Raw genomic sequence first — 22017 nt, 5'->3', positions numbered from 1 at the left:
CGCAGCAGCGAATCGGACCTGGAGGAGGGTCGCATGAATTCGCAGACGGTATACGCGAAAAGCGCGAAAGGCCGCGAGGAACTGAGCACGCGCCGGGATGGCCTGTCGCCGAGACTGCGCGCGCTGCTCGTGCAGGTCGACGGCCGCCACTCGGCCCAGGATCTGGCCGAACGCAACGGCGGCGCCGGCATCTACGAACGGCTGCAGCAACTGATCGACGGCGCCTACATCATCGCGGCCGAAGCCGAGGCCAAACCCGGCTACGGCGTCGTGCCGAAACCCGCCGGTCTGTAGATCCGCCGGCGGTCAGCGGTCGTCGCAGCGGGCCAGTGCCTGCAGATCGTCGCCGGTCAGGCGGTTGACAATCCACTCGTCGAGCGGTCGCGCGCCGATGTGGCGGTAGAAATCGATGGCCGGCCGGTTCCAGTCGAGCACTGCCCATTCCATCCGGCCGCAGCCGCGCTCGACGGCCAGGGCGGCCACGCGCGCCAGCAGGGCCTTGCCGATGCCGCGGTCGCGCGCCTGAGGCACCACGAACAGGTCTTCGAGATACAGCCCCGGACGCCCGAGGAAGGTCGAGAAGTTGTGGAAGAACAGCGCGAAGCCGACATCGCGATCGTCGCAGCGCGCGATCAGCGCTTCCGCGTACGGGCGTTCGCCGAACAGCGCCACCTCGATCGACGCCTCGTCGGCGACGACCTGATCCAGCAGCCGTTCGTACTCGGCGAGTGCACGGATCAGCGTCAGGATCACCGGCACGTCCCCGCGCGTCGCCGCCCGGATGTCGACGGCAGACGTCACAGCCCGAGCACCTCGCGCATCGAGTACAAGCCGGCCTCGCGCCCATGCAGCCAGTGCGCCGCGCGCACCGCGCCGCGGGCAAAGTTCTGCCGGCTCGAGGCCTTGTGGGTGATCTCGACGCGCTCGCCGTCACCGAGAAACATCACCGTGTGATCGCCGACGACGTCGCCGCCGCGCACCGTCGCGAAGCCGATCGCGTCCTTCGGCCGCGCGCCGGTCTGGCCCTCGCGCGCGAACACCGCGTGCTGACCGAGGTCGATGCCGGCGCCGCGCGCCACCGCCTCGCCCATGGCCAGCGCGGTGCCCGACGGGGCGTCGACCTTGTGCCGGTGGTGCGCCTCGACGATCTCGATGTCGCTGTCGGCCGCGAGCACGCGCGCGGCTTCTTCCAGCAGTTTCAGGCACAGGTTCACGCCGACGCTGAAGTTCGCCGCCATGCAGATCGGCACGCGCTGCGCCGCGTCATTGATCCGCCGCTTCTCGGTGTCGCTGAAGCCGGTCGTTCCGACGATCATGGCCTTGCCGGCGTCCGCACAGACCGGCAGGGCTGCCAGCGTGCCCTGCGGGCGCGTGAAGTCGACCAGCACGTCGAAGTCGGCCACGCGCGCGGCCAGATCGTCGCTGACCGTGACGCCGCCCGCAGCAAGCCCGGCAAGCGTGGCGGCATCGCGGCCGATCGCGTCATGTCCGCTGCGCTCGAAGGCCGCGCCGAGCACGACCGGCAGGGCCGATCCGGTAACGGCCTGGATCACCGCCTGGCCCATGCGGCCGGTGGCACCGAGAACGGCGATGCGGGTCTTGCTCATGAACGTGCGGGCAACGGAGGCGGGCGCATAGAGTAGCGCCGGGCCGCGCGCGGCGCGTCGTTTCAGGGTGTCTTTTCGTGGCGTTTGGCGGCCTGCCAGCGCGCTTCCATCGCGTCGAGGCGGCGCGGATCGCCCGGCGGCGGCAACTCGTCCGGCGAAGCCATCACGTGCGCGAAGCGGCGCACGAACTTCGCATTGGTGCGTGCCAGTGCGGCGGACGGATCGACGTGCAGGTGGCGGGCGAGATTCACCGCCATGAACAGCAGGTCGCCCAGTTCCTCTTCCGCCGCGTCGCGGCTGCCGCCGGCGGCCTCGCGCAGCTCCTGCGTCTCCTCCGCCAGCTTGTCCCACAGCTCGTCCAGGTGCCGCCAGTCGAAACCCAGCGCCGCCGCTTCGAACTGCAGGCGCAATGCCTCGGCGAGCGGATCGGGAGCCTCGGCGGTCATGCGTCCGCGACCTTGCGCGCGAGATTCCACAGCATGCCCGCGGTGGCACCCCAGATGCGGTGCTGCTGCCACTGCAGCTCGTAGAACGGCAGCTTCAGGCCGTCGCGCACCAGGGTGCTGCGCTTGAAGCTCGCCGGGTCGAGCACGAACTCCAGCGGCGCCTCGAAAACGTCCGCGACCTCCGCGGCGTCGACGCGCAGCTCGAGTTCCTCGGCATCGACGACACCGACGACCGGCGTGACGATGTAGCGGGTCATCGTCGGATAGTCGTCCAGGTAACCGATGATCTCGACGCGCTCCGGCGCGAGGCCGACTTCCTCGTTCGCCTCGCGCAGGGCGTTCTCCACGGCATCGCGATCGTCGTCGTCGCGCCGTCCGCCGGGGAAGCTGATCTGGCCGCGATGCGAGCGCAGCAACTGCGAGCGCACGGTGAACATCATCGACAGGCGATCGCCGCGCCGCAGCACCGGCGCCAGGACTGCGGCCTGACGCAGATTGCCGAGCAGCGTCGGTTTGAGCAGCCGGTCGATGCCGAACGGCAATTCGAGATCGATCAGCGGCCGCGGCGCATCGAGGCGCGTCTGCGCCAGCGCATCGCGCAGGCGTCGCTCCAGTGCGGTCATCCCGCTTACCGATCCGTCCGGACTCATCGCGGCAGTTTAGCGGATGAGGGCGACCGCCCCGCGGCAAGGCCGCCCCGCCCGCCGCGCCGGCGCGCGGACACGCCCTACAATCGCCCCCCGACACCGCCTGCCGATCCCGATGGACAAGTCCACCTTCCACGCCGCCCTGCAACAGCGGTTTGCCGACGTCACGCCGCACGTCGCAGCCTGCGGCATGCAGCTGACCGCCGTCGACGACAACGGCGTCGAGGCCTGGCTGCCGTTCCGCGAGGAGTGGCTGGGCGATACCGAACGCGGCCTGATCCATCCGGGGATCGTCACCGTGCTGGTCGATTCGGCCTGCGGCGCCGCCGTCCTCGCGCGAATCGCCGATCTTGAACGCATCGCGACGCTGGACCTGCGCATGGACTACCTGCGCGCCGGCCTGCGTGACCACGACATCCACTGCCGCGCCGACTGCTACCACCTGACGCCGAGCATCGCCTTCGTGCGCGCGAGCGTGTGGCAGCAGGATCGCGCCCTGCCGATCGCGGTCTCGCAATCGGCGTTCATGCGCGCGGGACGCCGCGGCGCGGCGGCGATCGCATGAGCACGCCGATCGGATCGATGCTGGCCGAGGCGCGGCGTCGTGCGCGCGAGCACGCCGACTTCGACGGCTTCGTCGCCCTGGTGCCCTATGCCCGTTTCCTCGGGCTGCGCGTCGAGGCGCAGGGCGGCCAGTTGCGCATGCGGCTGCCGTATCGTCGCGAACTGATCGGCAATCCGGCGCTGCCCGCCCTGCACGGCGGCGTCACCGCGGCCTTCATGGAGAACGCGGCCCTGTTGCACCTGCTGCTGCGGCTGGACGAGGACCGCATCCCCAAGAGCATCGACTTCGCGATCGACTACCTGCTGTCGGCCCGCCCGCAGGACTGCTTCGCCGAGTGCGAGGTCACGCGCGCCGGCGTCCGCGTCGTGCACACGCAGATCCGCTGCTGGCAGGACGTTCCCGAAAGACCGATCGCCGTGGCCCGTGCGCACTTTCTGCTGTCCTATCCGGAATGAGCGATTACTCGCAGTGGCGCACGATGCGCGAGATCGATGGCGCCGCCGGCACGGCGAAGGGCGCCGCCTTCCGCCGCTTCCGCCGGCTCGAGCCGCAACTGCAGGCCGGTCGCGACTACTGCGTGCTGCATCACGCCGATGACCGCGAGGCCATCGACGGCCTGCGTTCGGCGCGACGCATTCATGCCGGCAGCGTCAACGTCGTGCTGCTCGCACCGGAGCTGGCCTCGCGCCTCGTCGCGGAACTGCGCGATCCGGCGAGCGCACGGTAACGATCCTTTCCCTCACCCGTTCGGACGGTTGCTGCTGGAGCACGCCGCTGGTTAGGATGCCGCTCCACATCTACTTTTTGGAGCTTCCCCATGTCCGCAGCCGATCTGCTCAAGAAACTGCCCGCCGCGTTCAATGCCGACGCCGCCTCGGGCACGACCGCGACGATCCAGTTCAACTGCTCGACGCCGATGTACACGACGATCAAGGACGGCGCCTGCACGGTGACCGACGGCCAGTCCGACAGCGCCGACGTGACCATCACGATGGAAGACGACGATCTGGTCGCGCTGATGAAGGGCGAACTCAACGGCATGACGGCGTTCATGACCGGCAAGCTGCAGATCGACGGCGACCTCATGCTGGCGCAGCGCATGGCGAGCTTCTTCGACGCCAGCAAGCTGTAAGACGTGCCCCAGCAGTACCCCGAAACCCCGGGCGGAGACGACGCCCGGGGTTTTCTGTTTGCGCCGGACGGCAGCGGTTCCGTTTTCGAGCTGGAGCGCGCCGAGCACGGACTGCAGTTGCACGCCCGTCACCGGCCGAAGTACGCGCCGCTGCACCTGGAGTGGCGCTCGCGCGAGCAGCAGCGCCGCGTGGCCGGCGGCAAGCGCCAGCTGCTCGGCCGTGCGGTCGGCCTCCACAAGCACGCCGGCCTGCACGTGCTCGACGCCACCGGCGGCCTGGGCCGCGATGCATGGACGCTGGCGGCCCTGGGCGCGCGCGTCGATCTGGTCGAGCGCCAGCCCCTGCTCGCCGCGCTGCTGCGCGACGCGCACGCACGCTCACTGGCCGACCCTGCCTATGCAGTGATCGCACAGCGGCTGAACCTGATCGAGAACGACGCGGCGGCGGTGCTCGGCGGCGGGCACTGGGATGTCGTGCACCTCGATCCGATGTACCCCGATCACGGCCGGCATGCGCTGCCGCAGCGCGAGATGCAGTTCCTGCGTGAATTGTCGGGTGACGATGGCGACGCCGACGCCCTGCTGGCGCCAGCGCGTGCAGCGTGCCGCTTGCGCACCGTGGTCAAGCGCCCGCTGCACGCGCCACACCTCGACGGGCGGATGCCGGACTTCCAGCTGACCGGGACCCAGGCGCGATACGACGTCTATCTGCCGAGCTGAGCACAAGGCATCAGTCGGGGCCCCACGGCGCCGTCACGCCCAGACGGTTCGCCACGTGCAGCGCCGACTGAGCGGCGCTTTCGAGCAGCGGGATTCCCGGCATCAGGTATGAGCCGCAGAACCAGAGACGACGCCCGTCGTCACGCTGCGCCGCCACCAGCTCGGCCATGGCAGCCTGGCTGTCGAGGCTCACCAGCGGTCGCTGGAAACGCGCCCGACCGATCACCGTGGGTGCATGCGGCTCCAGCAGCGGATTCCAGGTCTGGTACACCGACGCGCGCCCCGAAAGCTCGGGCACGATGCGGTTCAGATGGATATTGGCCATCGGCCCGGATGCCGCCGGATCGACATGGAAGTGCACCGGCGCCGCACGCGCGGACGCCGGCACCAGTGCGGCGTCGCCGTGGACGACCACCTCGCTGGACTCGTGCGGCACCCGGGCCAAGAGCGCTGCAGCGGCCGGATCGGTGGCCTGCCCCAGCACCGCGGCCTGATGCGCCTGCACGGCCAGCACCACATGATCGAAACGCGCCTCGCGGCCGTCACGCTCGACCACGCACATGCCGTCTCCCGCAGCCGTCACACCGACCACGTCGGCGCCACAGCGCAGGCCCTGGCAGGGCTGCAGCAGCCGGCGAATCGCGTCATCGGCGCCGTATCGCGCCCGCCAGGTGCCGCTGAACAGCGAGCCGCTGCTGAAAAAGCCGACGATGACCTCGGCAGGATAGCGGCGCACGGCATCGTAGGAGCAGGTGCAGATCGCCGCGAAGCTCGGCAGCAGCATGCCGTTGACGAAGTCGGCGCCGTAACCGCGCTGGCGCAGATAGTCGTCGAGACTCAGTCCGCGCAGCCCGCCGCTCGCCAGGTCACGCGGTGCGCAGAACATCAGGCGCAGGGCCTCGCCGGCGATCCGCCGCCAGCGTCGCCCGGTCACCGCCGGCACAGGCACCGAACGGCGACCGAGCTGCAGGTTGCGGTAGCGGAAGTAGGTCTCGCCCTGCGGCGTGGTGAACGCAGCCGCGTGATCGGTGGGCTGCATCTGCACGCCCGATGCGCGGTACAGCGCCATCAGCGTGTCGTAGTACCCGGACTTGAACACGCGCAGCGGCAGGTCGATGCGCACCGCCTGACCGCCATCGGCGTCGTCGACATTGAACGCCCCCATCCCCGGCCGCGGGTGGCGTTCGTACAGCGTGACGGCATGGCGCCGACCAAGCAGCCAGGCCGCAGCAAGGCCGGCGATGCCGCTGCCGACGATCGCGATGTTCAGTTTCGTCATGCCGCGAGTTTGACCCGATCCGGAAAGCTGCGCGCATGACATCCGCGTGTCGCCGTCGCGGCGATAGAATCGCGACCATGCTGCTGCTCACGCTCGTCCGCCACGCCAAGTCTTCCTGGGACAACCCCGCGCTCGCCGACTTCGACCGGCCGCTCAATGCGCGCGGCGAGCGCGACGCACCGCGCATGGCGCAGCACGTTCGCCGCGCACTCGGCATTCCCGACCGCATCGTCAGCAGCCCGGCGCTGCGCGCGCTGACCACGGCACGGGTGTTCGCCGAGACCCTCGCCCTCCCCGCGTCGCGCTTCGAGCAGGCACCCCGCATCTACGAGGCCAGCGCCGAGCGGCTGCTGACGCTGGTCCAGGGTCTGGACGACGACGAGCGCCACGTCATGCTGTTCGGTCACAATCCCGGCTTCACCGACCTCGCGCATCGCCTCGCGCGCTGCAGTTTCGACGACATGCCCACCTGCGCCGTCGTCCAGATCGGCTTCGACACCAAGACCTGGGCGGACGTCGCCGAGCGCAGCGGCGCACAGCGCTTCTACGCCTACCCCAAGCAATTCCGCGACAAGACTTGAGCGCGCGCCCGGGCTCAGGCCGCGGGCCGCAGTTGCTCGCGGTAGCGCCGGGCATTGGCGACATAGTGCTGGGCCATCATCTCCAGCATCTTGATCTCCGGCGGCTGCAGTTCGCGCACCACCTTCGCCGGCGTGCCCATGATCAGCACGCCGTCGGGGAACTGCTTGTTCTCCGTCACCAGCGCGCCGGCGCCGACGATGGAATTGCTGCCGATGCGCGCACCGTTGAGCACGATACTGCCGATGCCGATCAGGCTGTTGTCGCCGATCGTGCAGCCATGAAGCATCACCTTGTGACCGACGGTGCAACCGCGGCCGACGGTCAGGCGGATGCCGGCATCGGTGTGCAGCACCGAGCTGTCCTGGATGTTGCTATCGTCGCCGACGATGATCTGGTCGGTGTCGCCGCGCAGCACGCAGCCGAACCACACGCTGGCACGCGCCCCCAGCGTGACCGTGCCGATCACGCTGGCATCGGGGGCGACCCAGGCATCGTCCGCGATCTGCGGCGCACGGCCATCGAGGGAATAGAGCATGCGGGGACATCCTGGAAGAAGTGAGCGCCGCAGTCTGCCGACCGCCTTGCTGCTGTTGCAAGCGATGCTGTGGCTGTGCGCCTGCAACGAGCGCGTCCCGGGCCTGCCGCCGCTGGCCACCGACGGCGTCGTTCTCGCCTTCGGTGACAGCCTCACCTACGGCACCGGCGCCAGCGCCGAGCAGGCCTATCCGGCACAGCTGCAGGCACTGATCGGTCGTGAAGTCGTCAACGCCGGCGTGCCGGGCGAAACCAGCCGCGAGGGCCGCGAACGTCTGCCGGGTGTACTCGACGAGACCGCGCCCGACCTGGTCATCCTGTGCCTGGGCGGCAACGACATGTTGCGCAAGCAGGACCGGAACGCGATGAAGAACCACCTCGCCGCCATGATCGACGAGATCCGCGGTCGCGGCATCGCCGTGGTACTGCTGGGGGTTCCGGAGCCGGCGCTGATGGGCCTGGAAGCCGAACCGCGTTACGCCGAGCTGGCACGCGAATACGGGATTCCGATCGAGCGCGACATCATTGCCGAGACCCTGTCCGAACGCGCACTGCGCTCCGACCAGATTCACCCCAATGCGAGTGGCTACCGGCAGATCGCCGAAGCGATTGCCGGGCTGCTGCGCAAGGCGGGTGCGATCTGATCCGGAATCCTGCAAACCTCGCAGGGCGGTCTAGGCCGTAGGGCCGTCACGCGCCGTTGCTTCCGGCGCAACGGCGGGTTACGCGGTGATACCGCCAACCGACCCTACGACCCGGTGCGATCCGGGTGAGCTAGCGCAGGTAGCTGAACAGGCTCAGCCCCTGGATCTGCGCATGCGAGGCCTGGGCGGCCTGCAGCGCCAGCAGCTCGCGTTGCAGGCGGCTGGCGGCCTCGGCGATGTCGACGTCGCGCAGGTTCGACAGGGCCGACTCCGCCTCGATCGTCTGCGCCGACAGCGTGGCTTCCGCATCCTGCGCGGCGCCCAGGCGCAGCCCCGCCCCGGTGCGCACGGCCGACAGTTGCGACTGCGCCGCCTCCAGCTCCGCCAGCGCCTGCTGCATGGCCGTCTGCGCACCGGCGCGCGCGCCGGTCGTGTCCTGCGGCCCGTCGACGATCGCGGCCAGCTTGTCGAGCAGCGCGAACATGTCCTGCTGCGTGCTCGGTTCGACCCGGTAGCGATCCCCGTCCGCCGGCTCGCCGGCGAACCGCAGTTCCACGCCGTTGAACTGGACCGTGCTCCCGGGCGCGTAGACGCGCGTCTCGAGCAGGTTGTCCGCGGCGTCGCGGATCTCGACGGTGCCGCCGGTGAAGCGTAGCGAAAAGCTGCTGCCGTCATAGGCTGCCGCGTCGCGCACGACCGCCTGCTGCAAATGCATCGCGCCGGTGTTCGCTGCATCCGCGCCAACCTGCACGCGACCGTCGCCGGTCCGCAGGCCCATGAACACCGCACTGCCGGCGTCGCCGACGGCAATGCTGCGGGCGTTGCCGATCGGCAGCATCCTCGGCGCATCGTCGCCGCCGTAGCTGGCCGCGCTGCCGGTCCACGCGAACGGCGCCGCGTCGTCGCGGGCACCGGCGAACAGATAGCGTCCCTGCCCGTCGTCGCGGTTGGCGATCGCCAGCAACTGTTCGCGCAGGCCTGCGAGCTCCTGGGCAATCACCGCACGGGTCTCGGGGGACTGCGTGCTGCTGTTGCCCTGGATCGCCAGCTCGCGCGCATGCGCCAGCACGTCCATGCCCTCGGCGAGCGCCGTTTCCTCGAGCGACAGCCGGTGTTGCGCCGCCTGCGCATTGGACTGGTAGCGGCTCGCCTGCGCCAGAAGCTGGTCCATGCCCATCGCGGCGGCCCAGTCGCCCGGATTGTCCGCCGCCGACAGCAGTTTCTGCTGCGTCGCGAGCTGGGTCTGGGTCCGCAGCAGGCTCTGCTGCTGCATCTGCATCAGATCGAGGCTGCGCTGATGCAACAGGGAAGTCGATACGCGCATGTCCGGCTCCGTCAGCGTCCCGCTGCCTGGAGCAGCGTCTGGAAGATCGTGTCCGCCACCTGCACGACGCGCGCCGCGGCCTGGTAGGCCTGCTGGTAGCGGATCAGGTCGGCGGCCTCCTCGTCCAGATTCACGCCGGACACGGACTCGCGCTCGGCCAGCGTCTGGTTGCCGACCGCCGCCTGTGCATCGAGCTGCATGCCGGCCTGCTGGGCGCGCATGCCGGCGCCGGACACCAGGGCCGTATGGGCGGACAGCAGCGACTGCGTGCCGCCACCGAACACACCGATGTTGCCGAGTCCGGCCAGTGCCAGCGCATTGCCGTTGTCGCCGCTCGCGGTGCTCGCCGCTGCCGCGACCTGCGACGGATTGCTCAGCGCGACGTTCATGCCGCCCGCGGCGGAGACCGTCGGCCGGATCAGGAAACGGTCGCCGGCACTGGCGGCGCCCGACACCTGCAGTTCGAGACCGGCACCGACCAGCGGATCGCCCGGCGTGCCGGAGCCGGTGAGCGGAACGGTTCCGCCGCTGCGCAAGTCGGTCAGCGTCCATGCCGCGCCGTCGTAACGCAGTTCGTAGTCGCTGTCGCCGAAGGCTCCGGGATCGCCGAAGCCGACGTCGACCTGGGCGCTGCCGCCGTTCGTCGTCGCGGCGAAGGCTGCGCCGCGCAGCGGTGCGAACAGATCGGCGCCCAGCTGGCCGTTGGCGTCGAAGCCCTGCGCGTGCTGTGCGTTCACGGTCTCGACGATGCCGGCGGCGATCCGTCCGAGACGCGCGCGGGCCGGGTCGATCACCTCGCGGCGCGTGTCCAGCAGACCGCCCAGCGCCCCGCCCTCGACCTGCGCGGTGATTCTCGATCCGCCGGCGTGCACGATGTCCAGGCGTCCGCTGTTGTAGCGGTCGGCGGCGACGCCCAGCGCCGTCGCCTCGCTGCCGAGCACCAGTGCCTGCCCACCGCCGACGTAGACGTTGACGCTGCCGTCGGCCTGCGCCGAGGTGCTGATGCCCACGCGCGAATACAGCTCCTGCAGCAGCTGGTCGCGCCGGTCGAGCAGGTCGTTCGGCGGCTGTCCGCCGAAGTTGCCATAGCCCTGCACGATCTCGCGGTTGACGTCGGCCAGCGCCTGCGACAGCGTGTTGATCTCGTCGACGGTCGCGCGCATGCGCGTGTCGATCTCGCTGTCCATCGCGTCGAGCTGCGCCTGCGTATCGCGCATGCGCGCGGCCAGCGTGTCGGCGGCGCCGATCAGGGTCTGCCGCGCCGCCGTCGACGACGGGTCCTGCGACAGTGCGTTGGCGGCATCGAAGAAGCCCTGCAGCGGCCGCGACAGCCCGGCGTCGGCATCCGACAGCAGGCTGTCCACGCGCGAGGCATAGCCGTGATAGGTCTGCAACCGGCCGTAGGCGGACGCATCCGTCTGCATGCGGGCGCTGATCAGGTCGTCGCCGAGCCGGCGCACGGTCGCCACGTCGACGCCGGTACCCAGGTAGCCGTAGCCGGTCCCGGCGCCGGGACGCGACGCCAGCTCGACCCGCTGGCGGCTGTAGCCCGCCGTGTTGGCGTTGGCGATGTTGTGGCTGACGGTGTCCAGTGCGCGCCGGTAAGCGAGCAGGCCGGACATGCCGATGGAAAGAAGATCGGACATGACGCTACACCTCGATCAGACGCGCCGGGCGCGCGGCGTGGAGCGCGGCCTTCATCGTCTGGCCGTCGGCGATGCGGTGGATCTTCTGCGCGTACGCCGGATCGGTCGCGTAGCCGGCCTTCTGCAGTCCCGATGTGAACCGCTCCGCGTCGCCACCGTGGCGCAGCGCCTCGGCATAGCGCGGATTGGACTGCAGGAAGCGCACGTAGTCGTCGAAGGCGGCCGCCGGCGATGCGTAGGCGCGGAACTCGGCGCTCTGTCGCTGCATCGTGCCGTTCTCGAATTCGCTGGTCATGGTCTGCACTTTCTCGCCCTGCCAGCGTGTATCGGCCTTGATGCCGAAGAAGTTGAATGCCGGGCTGCCGTCGTCCCGCTGCATCGCGTGCCGACCCCAGCCGGTTTCCAGCGCGGCCTGCGCGACGAGCACGCGCGCGGGCACGCCGATCCGCGCCGCGGCCTTCTCGGCGTGCGGCAGGATGCTGCGGACGAAGTCTTCCGGCGAACGCTCGTGCGAAGCGTCCTGGACCCGCGATGCGCGCACCGCGTCGATCGCGGGCTCCGGTCCGGCACCGGCCTGCGCAGCCAGTGGCACCGGGCCACGCGTCGGCAGCGGCGCCACCGCGGACGTGCCGGACTGCGTTGCGCCCGCACCGCCCTGCATCTGCCGGATCATCAGGTCGGCCACGCCCAGGCCGCGTCCCGCGGCCAGGTGCTGCGCGATCTGCTGATCGAACATCTCCTGGTAGAACTGCGTCTGCTCGCCCCCGAGCACGTCGTCACCGAGACTGGCGGCGCGCATGCTCTTGAGCATCTGCTGCATCAGCAGCGCCTCGAACTGCTTGGCCGTCTCCCGCAAGGCCGCCGGATCGTCGCTGCGCGCCTGCGCGCGCAGCTGGGCGTACTGCGAGAAGTCGGTGACGGCCGCGGACTGCATCAGATCACGACCAGCTCGGCGCGCAGCGCGCCAGCCTGGCGCAGCGCCTCGAGAATCGCGACCAGGTCGCCCGGTGCGGCGCCGACCTGGTTGACCGCCCGCACGATGTCGTCGAGCGACACGCCTGCCTCGAACAGGAACATGCGTCCCTGCCCCTGCTGCGTGACCTCGATGGAGGTGTCCGGCACGACCACGGTCTGCCCGTCCGAGAAGGCCCCCGGCTGGCTCACCGCCGGGTTCTCAGAGATCGTCACGGCGAGCGAGCCGTGCGCGACGGCCGCCGGCAGCACGCGCACGTGGCTGCCGATCACGACCGTGCCGGTGCGCGAATTGATCACCACCTTCGCCGCGGCTTCACCGGGCGAGACCTCGATGGTTTCGAGCGCCGCGAGAAAGGCGACGCGCTGGCGCGTGTCGGCCGGTGCGACGACAGCGACCGTGACCGCGTCCACCGCCTGCGCGAACTCTCCGCCGAGCCGTGCGTTGACCGCCTGTGCCATGCGCGCGGCCGTCGTGAAGTCCGGCGTGTGCAGGTTCAGCCGCATCTCGCTGCTGGTCGCGAAGCTGTTCGGCACCGTGCGCTCGACGAGCGCGCCGTTGGGAATGCGCCCCGAGCTGGGCACGTTGATCGAGATGCGCGAGCCATCGTTGCCGGAGACACCGAGGCCACCGACGACGACATTGCCCTGGGCAATGGCATAGACCTGCCCGTCGGCGCCCTTGAGCGGCGTCATCAGCAGCGCGCCGCCGCGCAGCGAGCCGGCGTTGCCGATCGACGACACCGTGATGTCGATGCTCTGCCCCGGCTTGGCGAAAGCCGGCAGTTCGGCGTGGATCGCGACGGCGGCGACGTTCTTGAGCTGCGGATTGACGTTCGGCGGCACGACGACGCCGAGCTGGCTGAGCATCGCCTTGAGGCTCTGCGTCGTGAACGGCGCCTGCGTGGTCTGGTCGCCGGTGCCGTCGAGACCGACCACCAGGCCGTAGCCGACCAGCGGATTGCCGCGGACGCCCTCGATGCTGGCGAGATCCTTGATGCGCTCGGCCTGCACCGGCAGGGCGAGCGTCACGAGCATTGCGATGAGCAGATTGCGCATGGCGGGCCTCAGAACGGAAACCACGGCGAGTTGAAGAAGCGCGACAGCCAGCCCTGCGAGTTCGCATCGGCAAGCTCGCCGCGGCCGCCGTAGTGGATGCGCGCATTGGCGACGCGATCGGAGCGCACGCTGTTGTCGGCGGCGATGTCGGCCGGGCGCACGATGCCCTCGATCGCCACCGTCTCCGAGCCGCGGTTGATCGCGATCTGTTTCTCGCCGCGCACGACGAAGTTGCCGTTGGGCAGGACCTGCGCAATGAGCACGCTGACCGAGCCGGTCAGCGCATTGGACTGGGTGCTGCCGCCTGCGCCGTTGAAGGCGCGCTCGCCGCTGATGTCGAAGTCGAGGATCTCGGTGCCGCCGGCGGTCACCGGACGACCGAACATCGTCGGCCCGGGCATCGAGAAGCTGCCGTCCTTGCTGGTGTTGGTCGCCGCCGATTTCTTGGCGTCGGTCTTCTCGACCAGCAGCACGGTGAGCACATCGCCGACCTGGCGTGCCTTGCGATCCTCGAACAGCGCGATGTTCTGCGTGCTCGCATAGATACTGCCGTTGGCCACCGGCACCGGCGTCGCCACCGCTTCCGGCGGCAGGCTGTAGGTCTCGTGCGGGGGGGACGACGCGCAGGCGCCCAGTGCGAGCGCGGCGATGCCGATGACGATGCGCATGAGCCGGCTCACAGGTTGTTCGACACGTAGGCCAGCATCTGATCGGTGGTCGAGATCGCCTTGGAGTTCATCTCGTAGGCGCGCTGCGTCTCGATCATGTTGACCAGCTCCTCTACGACGTTGACGTTCGAGGATTCCAGCGAACCCTGCATCAGCAGGCCGAGGCCGGACTGCCCCGGCGCGCCGCTCTGCGGCGCGCCGCTGGAGGCGGTCTCGGCGAACAGGTTCTCGCCTTTGGGCTGCAGGCCGGCGGGGTTGATGAAGTCGGCGACGGTGACGCTGCCGACCTGCTGCGGCGCCGCCTCGCCAGCGAGCTGCACGCTGACCGTGCCGTCGCTGCCGATGGTCACGCTCTGCGCATTCGGCGGGATGTTGATGCCCGGCTGCAGCGGATAGCCGCTCGCCGTCACCATCTGGCCCTGGCTGTCGACCTGGAACGAACCGTCGCGCGTATACGCGGCCGAGCCGTCCGGCAACTGCACCTCGAAGAAGCCGCGGCCGTTGATCGCCAGGTCGAAGGGGTTGTTGGTCTGCAGCAGGTTGCCCTGCGTGAACAGCTTTTCCGTCGACACGACCTGGGTGCCGGTGCCGACCATCAGACCCGACGGCGACTGCGTCTGCTGCGAGGTCTGCGCGCCCGGCTGGCGCACGGTCTGGTACATCAGGTCCTGGAACGAGGCGCGACCGCGCTTGAATCCGGTCGTGTTGACGTTCGCGAGGTTGTTCGAGATCAGGCTCATGCGCGTCTGCTGCGCATCGAGTCCGGTCTTGGCCACCCACAGGGACTGGTTCATGACTGCCTCCGGCGACGGAAATCCGCCTTTGGCAGGGGGTCTACAAGTTCCGGACCAGCCCCCGGAACCCTGTTGCGGCGCCGGAAACCCGGCGCCTGCTCAGAACCGGTAGCGGACGCCGAGCTGCGCCGACAGCGGCTTGCCGGGCCGGGCGCCGAAGGGCCGCCGCGCCACGACGTACTCGCGGTCGAGCAGATTGTCGATACGCCCGACGAGGCGCAGCGTATCGCTCAGCGCCCAGCCGGCGGCCAGGTCGACAACGGTGAAGCCGTCGCTGCCCTCGCCTGCAGGAATCGGGCCGCTGCCGGCGGTGTCGCGCATCGCCGACACATAGGTCACCGACAGCTGCGTGTCCCAACGCGGATGCTCGAGACCGACGACGGCGTTGGCGCGGTGCTCCGGCACGTAGGGCAGCTCGTCGCCCCGCTCCACGACCTCGAACTGCGGGTTCGGCGATTCGAAGGATTCGCGGAACTCGCCGTCCGTCCACGTGTAGGTCACCGACAGCGGCAACGACAGCTGGCCGACGGCGAACGCATCGCGCCAGCCGGCCTCCACACCCTGCACGCGCACCTCGCCGGCATTCGTCTGCTGGTCGAGCTCGGCGTCGTCGCAGCCCGCGGAGAAGGTGCACTGCGCGGTGAGATTGCTGTAGTCACTGTAGAAGCCCGTCAGCTCGATGCGACCGGCGACGCCGTTCCAGACCAGCCCGGCCTCGTAGTTCACGGCCTCTTCGGGCTCGACTTCGCCGCTGCCCGGCGAGCCGGGCGAGAAGCCCTTGTGTACCCCGCCGAACCAGCTCAGGGTCGCGGTCTGGGCGAAGTTCACGCCGATGCCCGGCAGCACGACGCTGTAACGATCGTCGTTTCCGAGCCCGGCCAGGCGGTCGTCGAAGGAGGTGTCGATCGACTCGATGCGCAGTCCGGGCGCGATCGTCCAGCGACCGCGGACGATCTCGTCGCGCAGCCAGGCCGCCAGGGCGGTGGCACGCGCCGTGTTGTCGGCCGTGATCGCGCCGGCCGTGGCATTGCGGACCGGGCGGCCACCGAGCATGTCGTAGGCGAACTCGTCGTGCAGGCGCCGGATGCGGTCGTCGTGCAGGCGCGCACCGGCCTCGATGCCGTGGCTCCACGCGCCGGCGCCGAGATTCCAGCGCAGGCGTCCCTGCACACCGGACGAGCGGAAATCGCGATCGTTGGTGCCGATCAGCAGATCGTCGCTGCTCTCGTTCGGATTGCCGTCGCGCTGGCCGGTCAGCGTCTGGTAGTAGACCTGGTTACGCGGTGTCTCCGGCGCAGCCAGCACTTCGCGGATGTCCTCGCCACGCAGATTGTTGAACTTCATCCACGCGCGGCTGAAGTCGTGAGTGTAGGCCGTCGCCAGCAGCCGGCCGCCGAGCAACGGTTGCTCGAGGTCGAGGCGCACGCCATACCACTCCCAGTCCATACGGTCGAGCGCGCTGGCGGCGTAGCGACGCAGCGGCTCGGCGCGGAAGTCGGCCTCGGTCAGGCCCAGGTAGGTCTCGTCGGAGACCTCGTCGGCGTAGCCCAGGCGCAATTCGATGCGGCCTTCGCCGAGGTCGTGGCCGAGCTTGACCATGGCCTCGTTCTTCTCGAAACCGGTGTCGCCGCCGCCGTCGAGTGCCTTGAAGCCATCGCTGCGCACGTGCACGAACTCGCCCAGCGCGCCGAAGCTGCCGAGCGGACCGCTGCCACGCAGGTGCGCGCGACCGTAACCGTCGGTACCGCCGTCGACGGCCACCAGGCCGGACAGGACGCCGGGAACCGGTGCCGAGATCAGGTTCACCGCGCCGCCGATGGTCTGAGGCCCGTGCTGGATCGCCGCCGGCCCCTTGAACACTTCGACGCCGACCATGCGCGCCGTCAGCGGCGAGTAGTAGGCCGCCGGCGCCGAATACGGCGCCGGGCCGAACAGCACACCGTCCTCGAGCAGCGTGACCTTCTGGCTGCGGTCGGAGTTGGCGCCGCGCAAGCCGATGTTGGGCCGCAGACCGAAGCCGTCTTCCTCGCGCAGATAGACCCCGGGCACGAAGGCGAGCACGCGGTTGAGATCGTCGTAGGCAAAGGCCTCGAGCGTCTGCTGGTCGACCAGATGCGCCGAACCGACGATGCGCGCATCGGCCTCGGCCTGGCCGATGACGGTGATCGTCTCGAGCGCCGTGGCCGGCGCCTCGTCGGCCGCCGCGGCAGACGCCATGCACAGGACCGCCAGTCCGGCGAAAGCAACACGCATGTAAGGTTCCTTTTTTTCTGGTCTAGTCGCGCCGCACGATGCGCAGCGGTGGATGCGTTCGCGGGGGCTCGTCGGGTGGCGGCGTGATCCACGCCGCGCGCGCAATGCCGTCGGGCAGCCGCGCGAGATCGGCCTCGGGATCGATCATCCGTCGGGCCGCACGGCCGTTGAGCGAGACCCGCGAGTCGGCATAGACCTGCACCGGCCCGAGGCCACGCGCTTCGAAATCGTCGCGGATGTGATGGGCGAGCTGCAGGATCAGGTCCGGCTGCCCCGCCATCTCGCGGTACTGCAGTTCGGACAGGTAGTCGCGCGGCGTGACGATACGGGTCTGTCCGTGCGCATCGACGACACGGTAGGCCAGCGCCCCGGACTTCTCGCGCAGCATCACCCGCCACGAGAAACGCATGCCCTGCTCGTGCCAGAGCACCGTGCCCGGATACAGCCAGTGACGCAGCGGCAGCAGGAACTGGAACAGGCAGAAGCCGGCGACGAGTGTCGCAAACGCCGCGGATGCAGGGCGCCATCCCGCCGTCGCCGGGGCTTGGGGTGCTGCCGCATCGCGGCGCACGCCCAGGCGGCGCAGCCAGGCACGCGGCCAGTCCGGCTCGAAGAAGATCAGCACCGACAGGACCATGATGAACGGGAATAGGCCGATGTTGAAGAAGAGATGCGTGAGCACGTGGAAGACGACGATCACGCCGAAGGCCGCCAGCCGCGTCCGCTTCCACAGCATGAAGCCGATGATGGTCACGTCGAACACGAAGGCGAACCACGAGAACGCGTAGTGCACCCAGATCTCGTCGAGCAGCGGCCCGATCAGCGGCAGGCCGGCATGCGGCGGCAGCCAGATGTTCAGCGGCTGCGCATGCAGCAGCCAGTCGGGCTCGAACTTGGCCCAGCCGGCGTAGAAGTACAGCAGGCCGACCTGGAAGCGCAGCCAGCCGGTCTGCCACGCCGGCAGCGTGTCGGCCCGCAACGCCGGCCGGCGCCAGGCGTCGATCGACCATGCCCGGTGCGGTGACAGGAAGCACAGGATCAGCGCGAGCAGGCTGACGAAGTAGTAGTGGTTGAGATAGGTGGTGACATCCATCAGCTCCGCGTAGGTGAACAGGCACCAGAACGCGACGATGGCCACGCGGTAGAACGCGCCGAGCGCCACGAGCAGCGCCGACAGCGCGATGCCGCCATAGAGCAGATAGAGGCCGGTTTCGCCCGGCACCTGCACCCACGAGAAGCCCCAGTACTTGAAGTGGAAACGCGGCTCGACGTAGAACAGCTCGATCCAGTTGCACGACATGAAGCGCAGCGTGCCGACGAACATCAGGCCGCCGAACAGCATGCGGAACACCGCCAGAGCGGCGATGTCGAGCGGCCGGTTCAGCCGGCGATGCAGCGCATTGGCATCGAACCCCACCTCCTGGAACTCCGTCCCGCGATCAGTCGTTGTCGCCGGCAGCCCGGTCCGGCGTCGCCAGCGACAACGCTCCGACGACCTCGGTGCGGAAGATGTCCATCGCCCGCTTGATCTGGCCGTGCAACGCACAGGCCGCCGGCTCGCCCTCGGCCGCGCTGGACGCGTTGATGCACGCGGTGTTGTCGTCGATCGCCGCGACCGCCGTCTCGAAGTCCGGATCGAGCGCGTCGATCGCCTCGAGCGTCCCGTCGAGTTCAGCCTGCAGGCGCTGCGCGATATCCTCGCGCTCGATGCCCTCGAGCAGATCGTTGATGCCCATGCCGTCGTCGAGTCCGGTGAAGACGTCGCGGAAGACCTGCACGTTGGCCTGCAGCGCCGGTGTCGAGGCGCGCGCATAGGAGAACTCGACGCGATCCACGTCGTTGCCCTCGCAGCTCAGGCCGTTGGCGCCGATGCCGGTCGGACAGGCGATCTTGCGGTCCTTGGTTTCCTTCTCGGTGTAGAACAGCGCGACCGACAGGGCATCGAGCGCATCCTGCGGCCGTGCGTAGACGGTGCTGCCATCGCCGGCCGTGTTCCACTGTGCGATGAAGTTGCCGCCGGCCGTTTCCCAGCGGTTGCGCAAGTCGGCGGCGACCGTGGCGATGCGATTGGCGGCGCTCGCCGCATAGTTCGCGCGCTGCTGTGCCGTCGGCGGCGTCGCGAGTCCGCAGGGGTTCGCCTCGTCGACGAACAGCAGGAACTCCAGCGCCCCCAGCCCGGTGACCTCAATCGACGAGCCTGCGGTGACGACGGCATCCTGCGCCGCGAGCTGCTCGATCGTGCAGACGTTGCGGAACGGATACGAGTAGATCGCATCGCGCAGGTTGGCGCCGCCCGGCGTCGCGTCGAGGCCCGACGACAGCCCGGCCGGCCCCACCTGCAGGACCTCGCTGCGCTGCCAGCTGGCGGTCGCCGCGCGCCAGGCCTCCTGCGCCTCGGTGCGGTCGGCGACATCGCCCGGAACCTCCGACAAGGCCGACACGGCGGCCGCCAGCGTCTGCGCCTTGGCGTCGAAGTCGCGCAGCGCCGGCAGGATGACGCGCTCGCCGATGTCCTTGAGCACCGCGCGGCGTGCCGCGTCGCCGACCACCGGTCCCGGCGTCGGGCTTGCCGTGGGACTGGCAGTCGGGCTGGCGGTCGGCGTCGGTTGCGCATCGCCGCCGCCCCCACCGCCGCCGCAGGCTGAAACGGCCAGCGCCAGCAGGGCCGCGCCGAGGCGTACGCCGGCCCGCAGGCCGGGGCGGCGCGAGGAAGTCGGGACGTTCATCGACAAGTCTCCGTAGAAATGCGCAACCCGCCGGCCCGGGAATCGGAGCGGCGGGTGGCGTTGTGCGGCGGGATGTTACTGCGGCAGCGTATAGACCTGCAGATCCCAGGCGGTGTCGCTCGGCGGCGCCAGCGCGTCGTTGTTGGCGTTGGCGGTGCCGAAGACCACCTCGAGCTTCCCATCCGCGTCGCCCCAGCCGTCGGCCGACGTCTGCTGCGTGCCGTCGGCACCGAAGCGCACCAGGTAGACCGACTGGCCGCCATCGGCATCCGTGGCATTGACCGCGGCGACGACATCGCCGTTGTCCAGCGTCACGACCGCGAGCGACTGCTCATCGAGGCCGGGGGCAAGATCGACGGTGACGAAGCCGTCGTCGCCGAAGCTGTCATCGACCTCGCCGTCGGCGGTGAAGCGACCCACGGCGGTACGGCGCAGCGCCGCCTCGGTCCCCGCGTAGCCGGACACGACGATGTTGCCGTCATTGTCGAACGTCAGGCCGCGCAGATCGTTGGCACGCTGCGTGACCACGTCGGCGAGCACCGAGAAGTCGGCCACCGACAGCACGACGAGACGCGCGCCGGCGGTGTTGTCGTTGGTCGTCGCCGCGATGCGCGTGCCGTCCGGCGACAGCGCGACGTTGAAGAACTGCGAGTTCGACTGCTGGTTCGTCAGCAGGATGATGCCGTCGTCGCTGACGCTGGTATCGAGCTCGCCGTCGGCCTTGATCACGTACAGCGCCGGTTCGCCGGCGAAGCGACCCGCGTGCACGGTGCGATCGTCGCTCAGCGCGATGATCGCGCGGCCGCGTTCCTCTTCGCTGGACCCGGCGCCCTGGCCTTCGCTCTGGACCGCCTGCGCACCGTCATTGCCCCAGCTCGTGTCGAGTCCGTCGGCAGCGACGCGGAACGGCACCAGGTCGTTCTCGACGCTGGTGGCAAAGCCCAGCGTCGACGGCGTGTCCGCCGCGGTCGCACGGCCGTAGCCGGTGGTCACGTAGTCGCCGTTGCTCAGCCGTGCGGCGCCATAGGCTTCGGCGAAGCCGCCGTCGACCTTGAACGGGTTGTAGATCGCCACGCCGGGCCTGGCGCCGCCGGCGGCCTCGGTCGAGTCCTCCGGAAACACGAAGCCGCCGAAGCCGGTATCCAGCGAACCGTCGGCATTCAGGCGGATCAGGAACACGTGGTTGCCCAGTCCGTCGCCGAGGTTGGTATAGCCGGCGCTGACGATGCTGCCGTCGTCCTCGACGAGGCCGCGGCGGGCGTTGTCGCTGAGCGTGCCGCTGCTGTGGAAGCTCACCGGCGCGCCGCCGTTGAACTGCGTATCCGGCGTACCGTCCTGCGCGTTCAGGCGCACGACGTAGCGATCGTTGTCGGTACGGCCGCTGGCGGCCGGCGCGGTGCCGAGACCGAAGACCACCAGCCTTTCGCCGCCACCGATATCGATGACGCCGTCGTTGTCATCGTCGGAGCAGGCGCCGAGCGCCAGAACCGTGCCGATCAGCACGGCCGACAGCGGAATCCTTTTGTTCATCGTTCCCTTCCTCGTTGAGTCACGGGCCGGCGCGAGCGCGTCCACGGCCTAAACCGCCACGCGGCGGCGTTCGAGGATGCTAAGCGTAATGCGAATTAATCGCAAACAAATTTGAGGACTGATTGTTCATGCAGCGCCCTCAGGCGCCGTTCATGCGCAGCAGCGAACTCGCTGACTGTGCGTTGTCCTCGGCAGTACGCATCAGCTTGACCTGCAGCTCGAACTGCCGCGACAGGCTGATCATGTTGACCATCGCCTCCGGCAGCGAGACGTTGCTCGACTCCAGCGCCCCGGTGACCAGCACCGTTCCCGGCGCCGGTGCCGGTGGTTCGCCGGGCCGCGCCCGCATCAGGCCATCGCCGCCGCGTTCGAGCTGCTGTGGCACGGCGGAGACGGTGCGCAGGCGGCCGATCGCGGCCAGCGTTTCCGCGCCACTGCCCTGCGGCACGACCGATACCGTGCCGTCGCCGCCGATCCGCAGCTGCGCATGCGGCGGAATCGCCATCGGCCCGCCGTCGCCGAGCACGGCATGTCCGGCTCCGGTGCGGAGCTGTCCGGCGCTGTCGATCTGCAGGTCGCCGGCCTTGGTGTAGGCCTCGGTGCCATCGGGGGCGAGCACCGCCAGCCAGACATCCTCGGCGAAGGCGACGTCGAGATCGCGACCGGTCTGCTGCATGGCGCCGGTGCGTGCGTCCCAGCCGACGCCGACGCCGAGCGCATTGACGCGCGTCGGCAGCCCGGCGCCTTCGACCGCGCGCGACTGGTTGGCGATGAGTTCGGCGCGAAACCCGGTCGTCGAGGCGTTGGCCAGGTTGTGGCTGTTCGCCGCCTGCGCCTTCAGCGTCTGGATGGCGCCGGTCATCGCGACGTAGAGGGATCGGTCCATGCT

Annotated in this window: 25 protein-coding genes; 8 read left to right on the top strand and 17 right to left on the bottom strand. The window is 69.6% G+C overall.

Annotation, left to right across the window (positions count from 1 at the left end; translation table 11 throughout):
* Positions 1-33 precede the first annotated feature (33 nt).
* On the top strand, positions 34-294 hold the full coding sequence (locus C8D93_RS15775) for a hypothetical protein (RefSeq protein ID WP_110266176.1): 261 nt from the start codon (positions 34-36) through the stop codon (positions 292-294).
* Positions 295-306: 12 nt separating this feature from the next.
* On the opposite strand, the gene C8D93_RS15770 is transcribed toward C8D93_RS15775, so the two are convergent.
* The 4 genes from C8D93_RS15770 to C8D93_RS15755 all read right to left on the bottom strand — a co-directional run bounded on the left by C8D93_RS15770 (position 307) and on the right by C8D93_RS15755 (position 2676).
* On the bottom strand, positions 307-801 hold the full coding sequence (locus C8D93_RS15770; protein ID WP_110266175.1) for a GNAT family N-acetyltransferase: 495 nt from the start codon (positions 799-801) through the stop codon (positions 307-309).
* Positions 798-1607 (bottom strand): 4-hydroxy-tetrahydrodipicolinate reductase, encoded by an 810-nt coding sequence (gene dapB / locus C8D93_RS15765; protein WP_110266174.1) that lies wholly within the window; start codon positions 1605-1607, stop codon positions 798-800. Before dapB ends, C8D93_RS15770 begins: the two co-directional genes overlap by 4 nt.
* A gap of 62 nt (positions 1608-1669) precedes the next feature.
* The gene (locus tag C8D93_RS15760; protein ID WP_110266173.1) at positions 1670-2053 is read right to left on the bottom strand and encodes a MazG nucleotide pyrophosphohydrolase domain-containing protein; all 384 of its coding nucleotides are present in this window, start codon (positions 2051-2053) and stop codon (positions 1670-1672) included.
* On the bottom strand, positions 2050-2676 hold the full coding sequence (locus C8D93_RS15755; RefSeq protein ID WP_110266172.1) for a CoA pyrophosphatase: 627 nt from the start codon (positions 2674-2676) through the stop codon (positions 2050-2052). Before C8D93_RS15755 ends, C8D93_RS15760 begins: the two co-directional genes overlap by 4 nt.
* A gap of 139 nt (positions 2677-2815) precedes the next feature.
* Here C8D93_RS15755 and C8D93_RS15750 point away from each other — a divergent pair, with 139 nt between their 5' ends.
* The 5 genes from C8D93_RS15750 (at position 2816) to C8D93_RS15730 (ending at position 5117) form a co-directional block, all read left to right on the top strand.
* Entirely contained in the window at positions 2816-3265 is a 450-nt protein-coding gene (locus C8D93_RS15750) for a PaaI family thioesterase (protein WP_170124057.1), read from the top strand.
* Positions 3262-3720 carry a PaaI family thioesterase gene (locus C8D93_RS15745; protein ID WP_245903931.1) on the top strand — a complete coding sequence of 153 codons (459 nt, stop codon included), beginning with the start codon at positions 3262-3264 and terminating at the stop codon, positions 3718-3720. Before C8D93_RS15750 ends, C8D93_RS15745 begins: the two co-directional genes overlap by 4 nt.
* On the top strand, positions 3717-3992 hold the full coding sequence (locus C8D93_RS15740; RefSeq protein WP_110266170.1) for a hypothetical protein: 276 nt from the start codon (positions 3717-3719) through the stop codon (positions 3990-3992). Before C8D93_RS15745 ends, C8D93_RS15740 begins: the two co-directional genes overlap by 4 nt.
* Positions 3993-4082: 90 nt before the next feature.
* Entirely contained in the window at positions 4083-4397 is a 315-nt protein-coding gene (locus C8D93_RS15735) for an SCP2 sterol-binding domain-containing protein (protein ID WP_110266169.1), read from the top strand.
* 3 nt (positions 4398-4400) lie between these two features.
* Positions 4401-5117: a class I SAM-dependent methyltransferase gene (locus C8D93_RS15730; RefSeq protein ID WP_110266168.1), complete on the top strand. Its 717-nt coding sequence runs from the start codon at positions 4401-4403 to the stop codon at positions 5115-5117.
* A 10-nt stretch (positions 5118-5127) separates the two neighbouring features.
* Here C8D93_RS15730 and C8D93_RS15725 read toward each other — a convergent pair whose 3' ends face one another.
* A complete protein-coding gene (locus C8D93_RS15725; protein ID WP_170124056.1) occupies positions 5128-6396 on the bottom strand; it encodes an FAD-dependent oxidoreductase in 1269 nt (422 codons plus the stop codon).
* 77 nt (positions 6397-6473) lie between these two features.
* On the opposite strand from C8D93_RS15725, the gene C8D93_RS15720 reads away from it, so the two are divergent.
* Complete coding sequence (locus tag C8D93_RS15720; RefSeq protein ID WP_110266166.1) at positions 6474-6977, top strand: SixA phosphatase family protein; 504 nt, start codon at positions 6474-6476, stop codon at positions 6975-6977.
* 14 nt (positions 6978-6991) lie between these two features.
* Here the strand turns inward: C8D93_RS15720 and C8D93_RS15715 are convergent, their stop codons facing one another.
* The gene (locus tag C8D93_RS15715; RefSeq protein WP_110266165.1) at positions 6992-7513 is read right to left on the bottom strand and encodes a gamma carbonic anhydrase family protein; all 522 of its coding nucleotides are present in this window, start codon (positions 7511-7513) and stop codon (positions 6992-6994) included.
* A gap of 46 nt (positions 7514-7559) precedes the next feature.
* On the opposite strand from C8D93_RS15715, the gene C8D93_RS15710 reads away from it, so the two are divergent.
* Positions 7560-8156 (top strand): arylesterase, encoded by a 597-nt coding sequence (locus tag C8D93_RS15710; protein ID WP_211307381.1) that lies wholly within the window; start codon positions 7560-7562, stop codon positions 8154-8156.
* A 130-nt stretch (positions 8157-8286) separates the two neighbouring features.
* On the opposite strand, the gene flgL is transcribed toward C8D93_RS15710, so the two are convergent.
* The 11 genes from flgL to C8D93_RS15655 form a co-directional block, all read right to left on the bottom strand.
* Complete coding sequence (gene flgL / locus C8D93_RS15705; protein ID WP_110266163.1) at positions 8287-9480, bottom strand: flagellar hook-associated protein FlgL; 1194 nt, start codon at positions 9478-9480, stop codon at positions 8287-8289.
* Between the two features lie 11 nt (positions 9481-9491).
* Positions 9492-11126, bottom strand: coding sequence for a flagellar hook-associated protein FlgK (flgK, locus tag C8D93_RS15700; protein ID WP_110266162.1), 1635 nt, complete (start codon positions 11124-11126; stop codon positions 9492-9494).
* A 4-nt stretch (positions 11127-11130) separates the two neighbouring features.
* Positions 11131-12060 (bottom strand): flagellar assembly peptidoglycan hydrolase FlgJ, encoded by a 930-nt coding sequence (flgJ, locus tag C8D93_RS15695; protein WP_110266161.1) that lies wholly within the window; start codon positions 12058-12060, stop codon positions 11131-11133.
* A complete protein-coding gene (locus tag C8D93_RS15690) occupies positions 12060-13157 on the bottom strand; it encodes a flagellar basal body P-ring protein FlgI (RefSeq protein WP_110266160.1) in 1098 nt (365 codons plus the stop codon). The genes flgJ and C8D93_RS15690 overlap by 1 nt, the downstream gene beginning before the upstream one ends.
* Before the next feature lie 8 nt (positions 13158-13165).
* Positions 13166-13825, bottom strand: a complete 660-nt coding sequence (gene flgH / locus C8D93_RS15685) for a flagellar basal body L-ring protein FlgH (RefSeq protein ID WP_110266224.1) — start codon at positions 13823-13825, stop codon at positions 13166-13168.
* Between the two features lie 8 nt (positions 13826-13833).
* Complete coding sequence (gene flgG, locus C8D93_RS15680) at positions 13834-14619, bottom strand: flagellar basal-body rod protein FlgG (RefSeq protein ID WP_110266159.1); 786 nt, start codon at positions 14617-14619, stop codon at positions 13834-13836.
* Between the two features lie 99 nt (positions 14620-14718).
* Positions 14719-16872 (bottom strand): TonB-dependent receptor family protein, encoded by a 2154-nt coding sequence (locus C8D93_RS15675; protein ID WP_110266158.1) that lies wholly within the window; start codon positions 16870-16872, stop codon positions 14719-14721.
* 22 nt (positions 16873-16894) lie between these two features.
* On the bottom strand, positions 16895-18289 hold the full coding sequence (locus C8D93_RS15670; RefSeq protein WP_211307380.1) for an HTTM domain-containing protein: 1395 nt from the start codon (positions 18287-18289) through the stop codon (positions 16895-16897).
* Between the two features lie 22 nt (positions 18290-18311).
* On the bottom strand, positions 18312-19598 hold the full coding sequence (locus C8D93_RS15665; protein WP_110266157.1) for an imelysin family protein: 1287 nt from the start codon (positions 19596-19598) through the stop codon (positions 18312-18314).
* 75 nt (positions 19599-19673) lie between these two features.
* Positions 19674-21128: a delta-60 repeat-containing protein gene (locus tag C8D93_RS15660; protein WP_110266156.1), complete on the bottom strand. Its 1455-nt coding sequence runs from the start codon at positions 21126-21128 to the stop codon at positions 19674-19676.
* Positions 21129-21267: 139 nt separating this feature from the next.
* Positions 21268-22014, bottom strand: coding sequence for a flagellar basal-body rod protein FlgF (locus C8D93_RS15655; protein ID WP_110266155.1), 747 nt, complete (start codon positions 22012-22014; stop codon positions 21268-21270).
* Positions 22015-22017 lie beyond the last annotated feature (3 nt).

Source organism: Sinimarinibacterium flocculans (assembly GCF_003201205.1).
Classification (GTDB): Bacteria; Pseudomonadota; Gammaproteobacteria; order Nevskiales; family Nevskiaceae; genus Solimonas; species Solimonas flocculans.
The sequence above is the reverse complement of the archived record's forward strand: the minus strand, read 5'-3'. Positions and strand labels throughout refer to the sequence as shown.

Bases quoted from the DNA above. Each gene is read 5' to 3' on its own strand.
- C8D93_RS15775 (WP_110266176.1), top strand. From the start codon at position 34: ATGAATTCGCAGACGGTATACGCGAAAAGCGCGAAAGGCCGCGAGGAA.
- dapB (WP_110266174.1), bottom strand. From the start codon at position 1,607: ATGAGCAAGACCCGCATCGCCGTTCTCGGTGCCACCGGCCGCATGGGC.
- C8D93_RS15760 (WP_110266173.1), bottom strand. From the start codon at position 2,053: ATGACCGCCGAGGCTCCCGATCCGCTCGCCGAGGCATTGCGCCTGCAG.
- C8D93_RS15755 (WP_110266172.1), bottom strand. From the start codon at position 2,676: ATGACCGCACTGGAGCGACGCCTGCGCGATGCGCTGGCGCAGACGCGC.
- C8D93_RS15750 (WP_170124057.1), top strand. From the start codon at position 2,816: ATGGACAAGTCCACCTTCCACGCCGCCCTGCAACAGCGGTTTGCCGAC.
- C8D93_RS15745 (WP_245903931.1), top strand. From the start codon at position 3,262: ATGAGCACGCCGATCGGATCGATGCTGGCCGAGGCGCGGCGTCGTGCG.
- C8D93_RS15740 (WP_110266170.1), top strand. From the start codon at position 3,717: ATGAGCGATTACTCGCAGTGGCGCACGATGCGCGAGATCGATGGCGCC.
- C8D93_RS15735 (WP_110266169.1), top strand. From the start codon at position 4,083: ATGTCCGCAGCCGATCTGCTCAAGAAACTGCCCGCCGCGTTCAATGCC.
- C8D93_RS15725 (WP_170124056.1), bottom strand. From the start codon at position 6,396: ATGACGAAACTGAACATCGCGATCGTCGGCAGCGGCATCGCCGGCCTT.
- C8D93_RS15720 (WP_110266166.1), top strand. From the start codon at position 6,474: ATGCTGCTGCTCACGCTCGTCCGCCACGCCAAGTCTTCCTGGGACAAC.
- C8D93_RS15715 (WP_110266165.1), bottom strand. From the start codon at position 7,513: ATGCTCTATTCCCTCGATGGCCGTGCGCCGCAGATCGCGGACGATGCC.
- flgL (WP_110266163.1), bottom strand. From the start codon at position 9,480: ATGCGCGTATCGACTTCCCTGTTGCATCAGCGCAGCCTCGATCTGATG.
- flgK (WP_110266162.1), bottom strand. From the start codon at position 11,126: ATGTCCGATCTTCTTTCCATCGGCATGTCCGGCCTGCTCGCTTACCGG.
- flgJ (WP_110266161.1), bottom strand. From the start codon at position 12,060: ATGCAGTCCGCGGCCGTCACCGACTTCTCGCAGTACGCCCAGCTGCGC.
- C8D93_RS15690 (WP_110266160.1), bottom strand. From the start codon at position 13,157: ATGCGCAATCTGCTCATCGCAATGCTCGTGACGCTCGCCCTGCCGGTG.
- flgH (WP_110266224.1), bottom strand. From the start codon at position 13,825: ATGCGCATCGTCATCGGCATCGCCGCGCTCGCACTGGGCGCCTGCGCG.
- flgG (WP_110266159.1), bottom strand. From the start codon at position 14,619: ATGAACCAGTCCCTGTGGGTGGCCAAGACCGGACTCGATGCGCAGCAG.
- C8D93_RS15675 (WP_110266158.1), bottom strand. From the start codon at position 16,872: ATGCGTGTTGCTTTCGCCGGACTGGCGGTCCTGTGCATGGCGTCTGCC.
- C8D93_RS15665 (WP_110266157.1), bottom strand. From the start codon at position 19,598: ATGAACGTCCCGACTTCCTCGCGCCGCCCCGGCCTGCGGGCCGGCGTA.
- C8D93_RS15660 (WP_110266156.1), bottom strand. From the start codon at position 21,128: ATGAACAAAAGGATTCCGCTGTCGGCCGTGCTGATCGGCACGGTTCTG.
- C8D93_RS15655 (WP_110266155.1), bottom strand. From the start codon at position 22,014: ATGGACCGATCCCTCTACGTCGCGATGACCGGCGCCATCCAGACGCTG.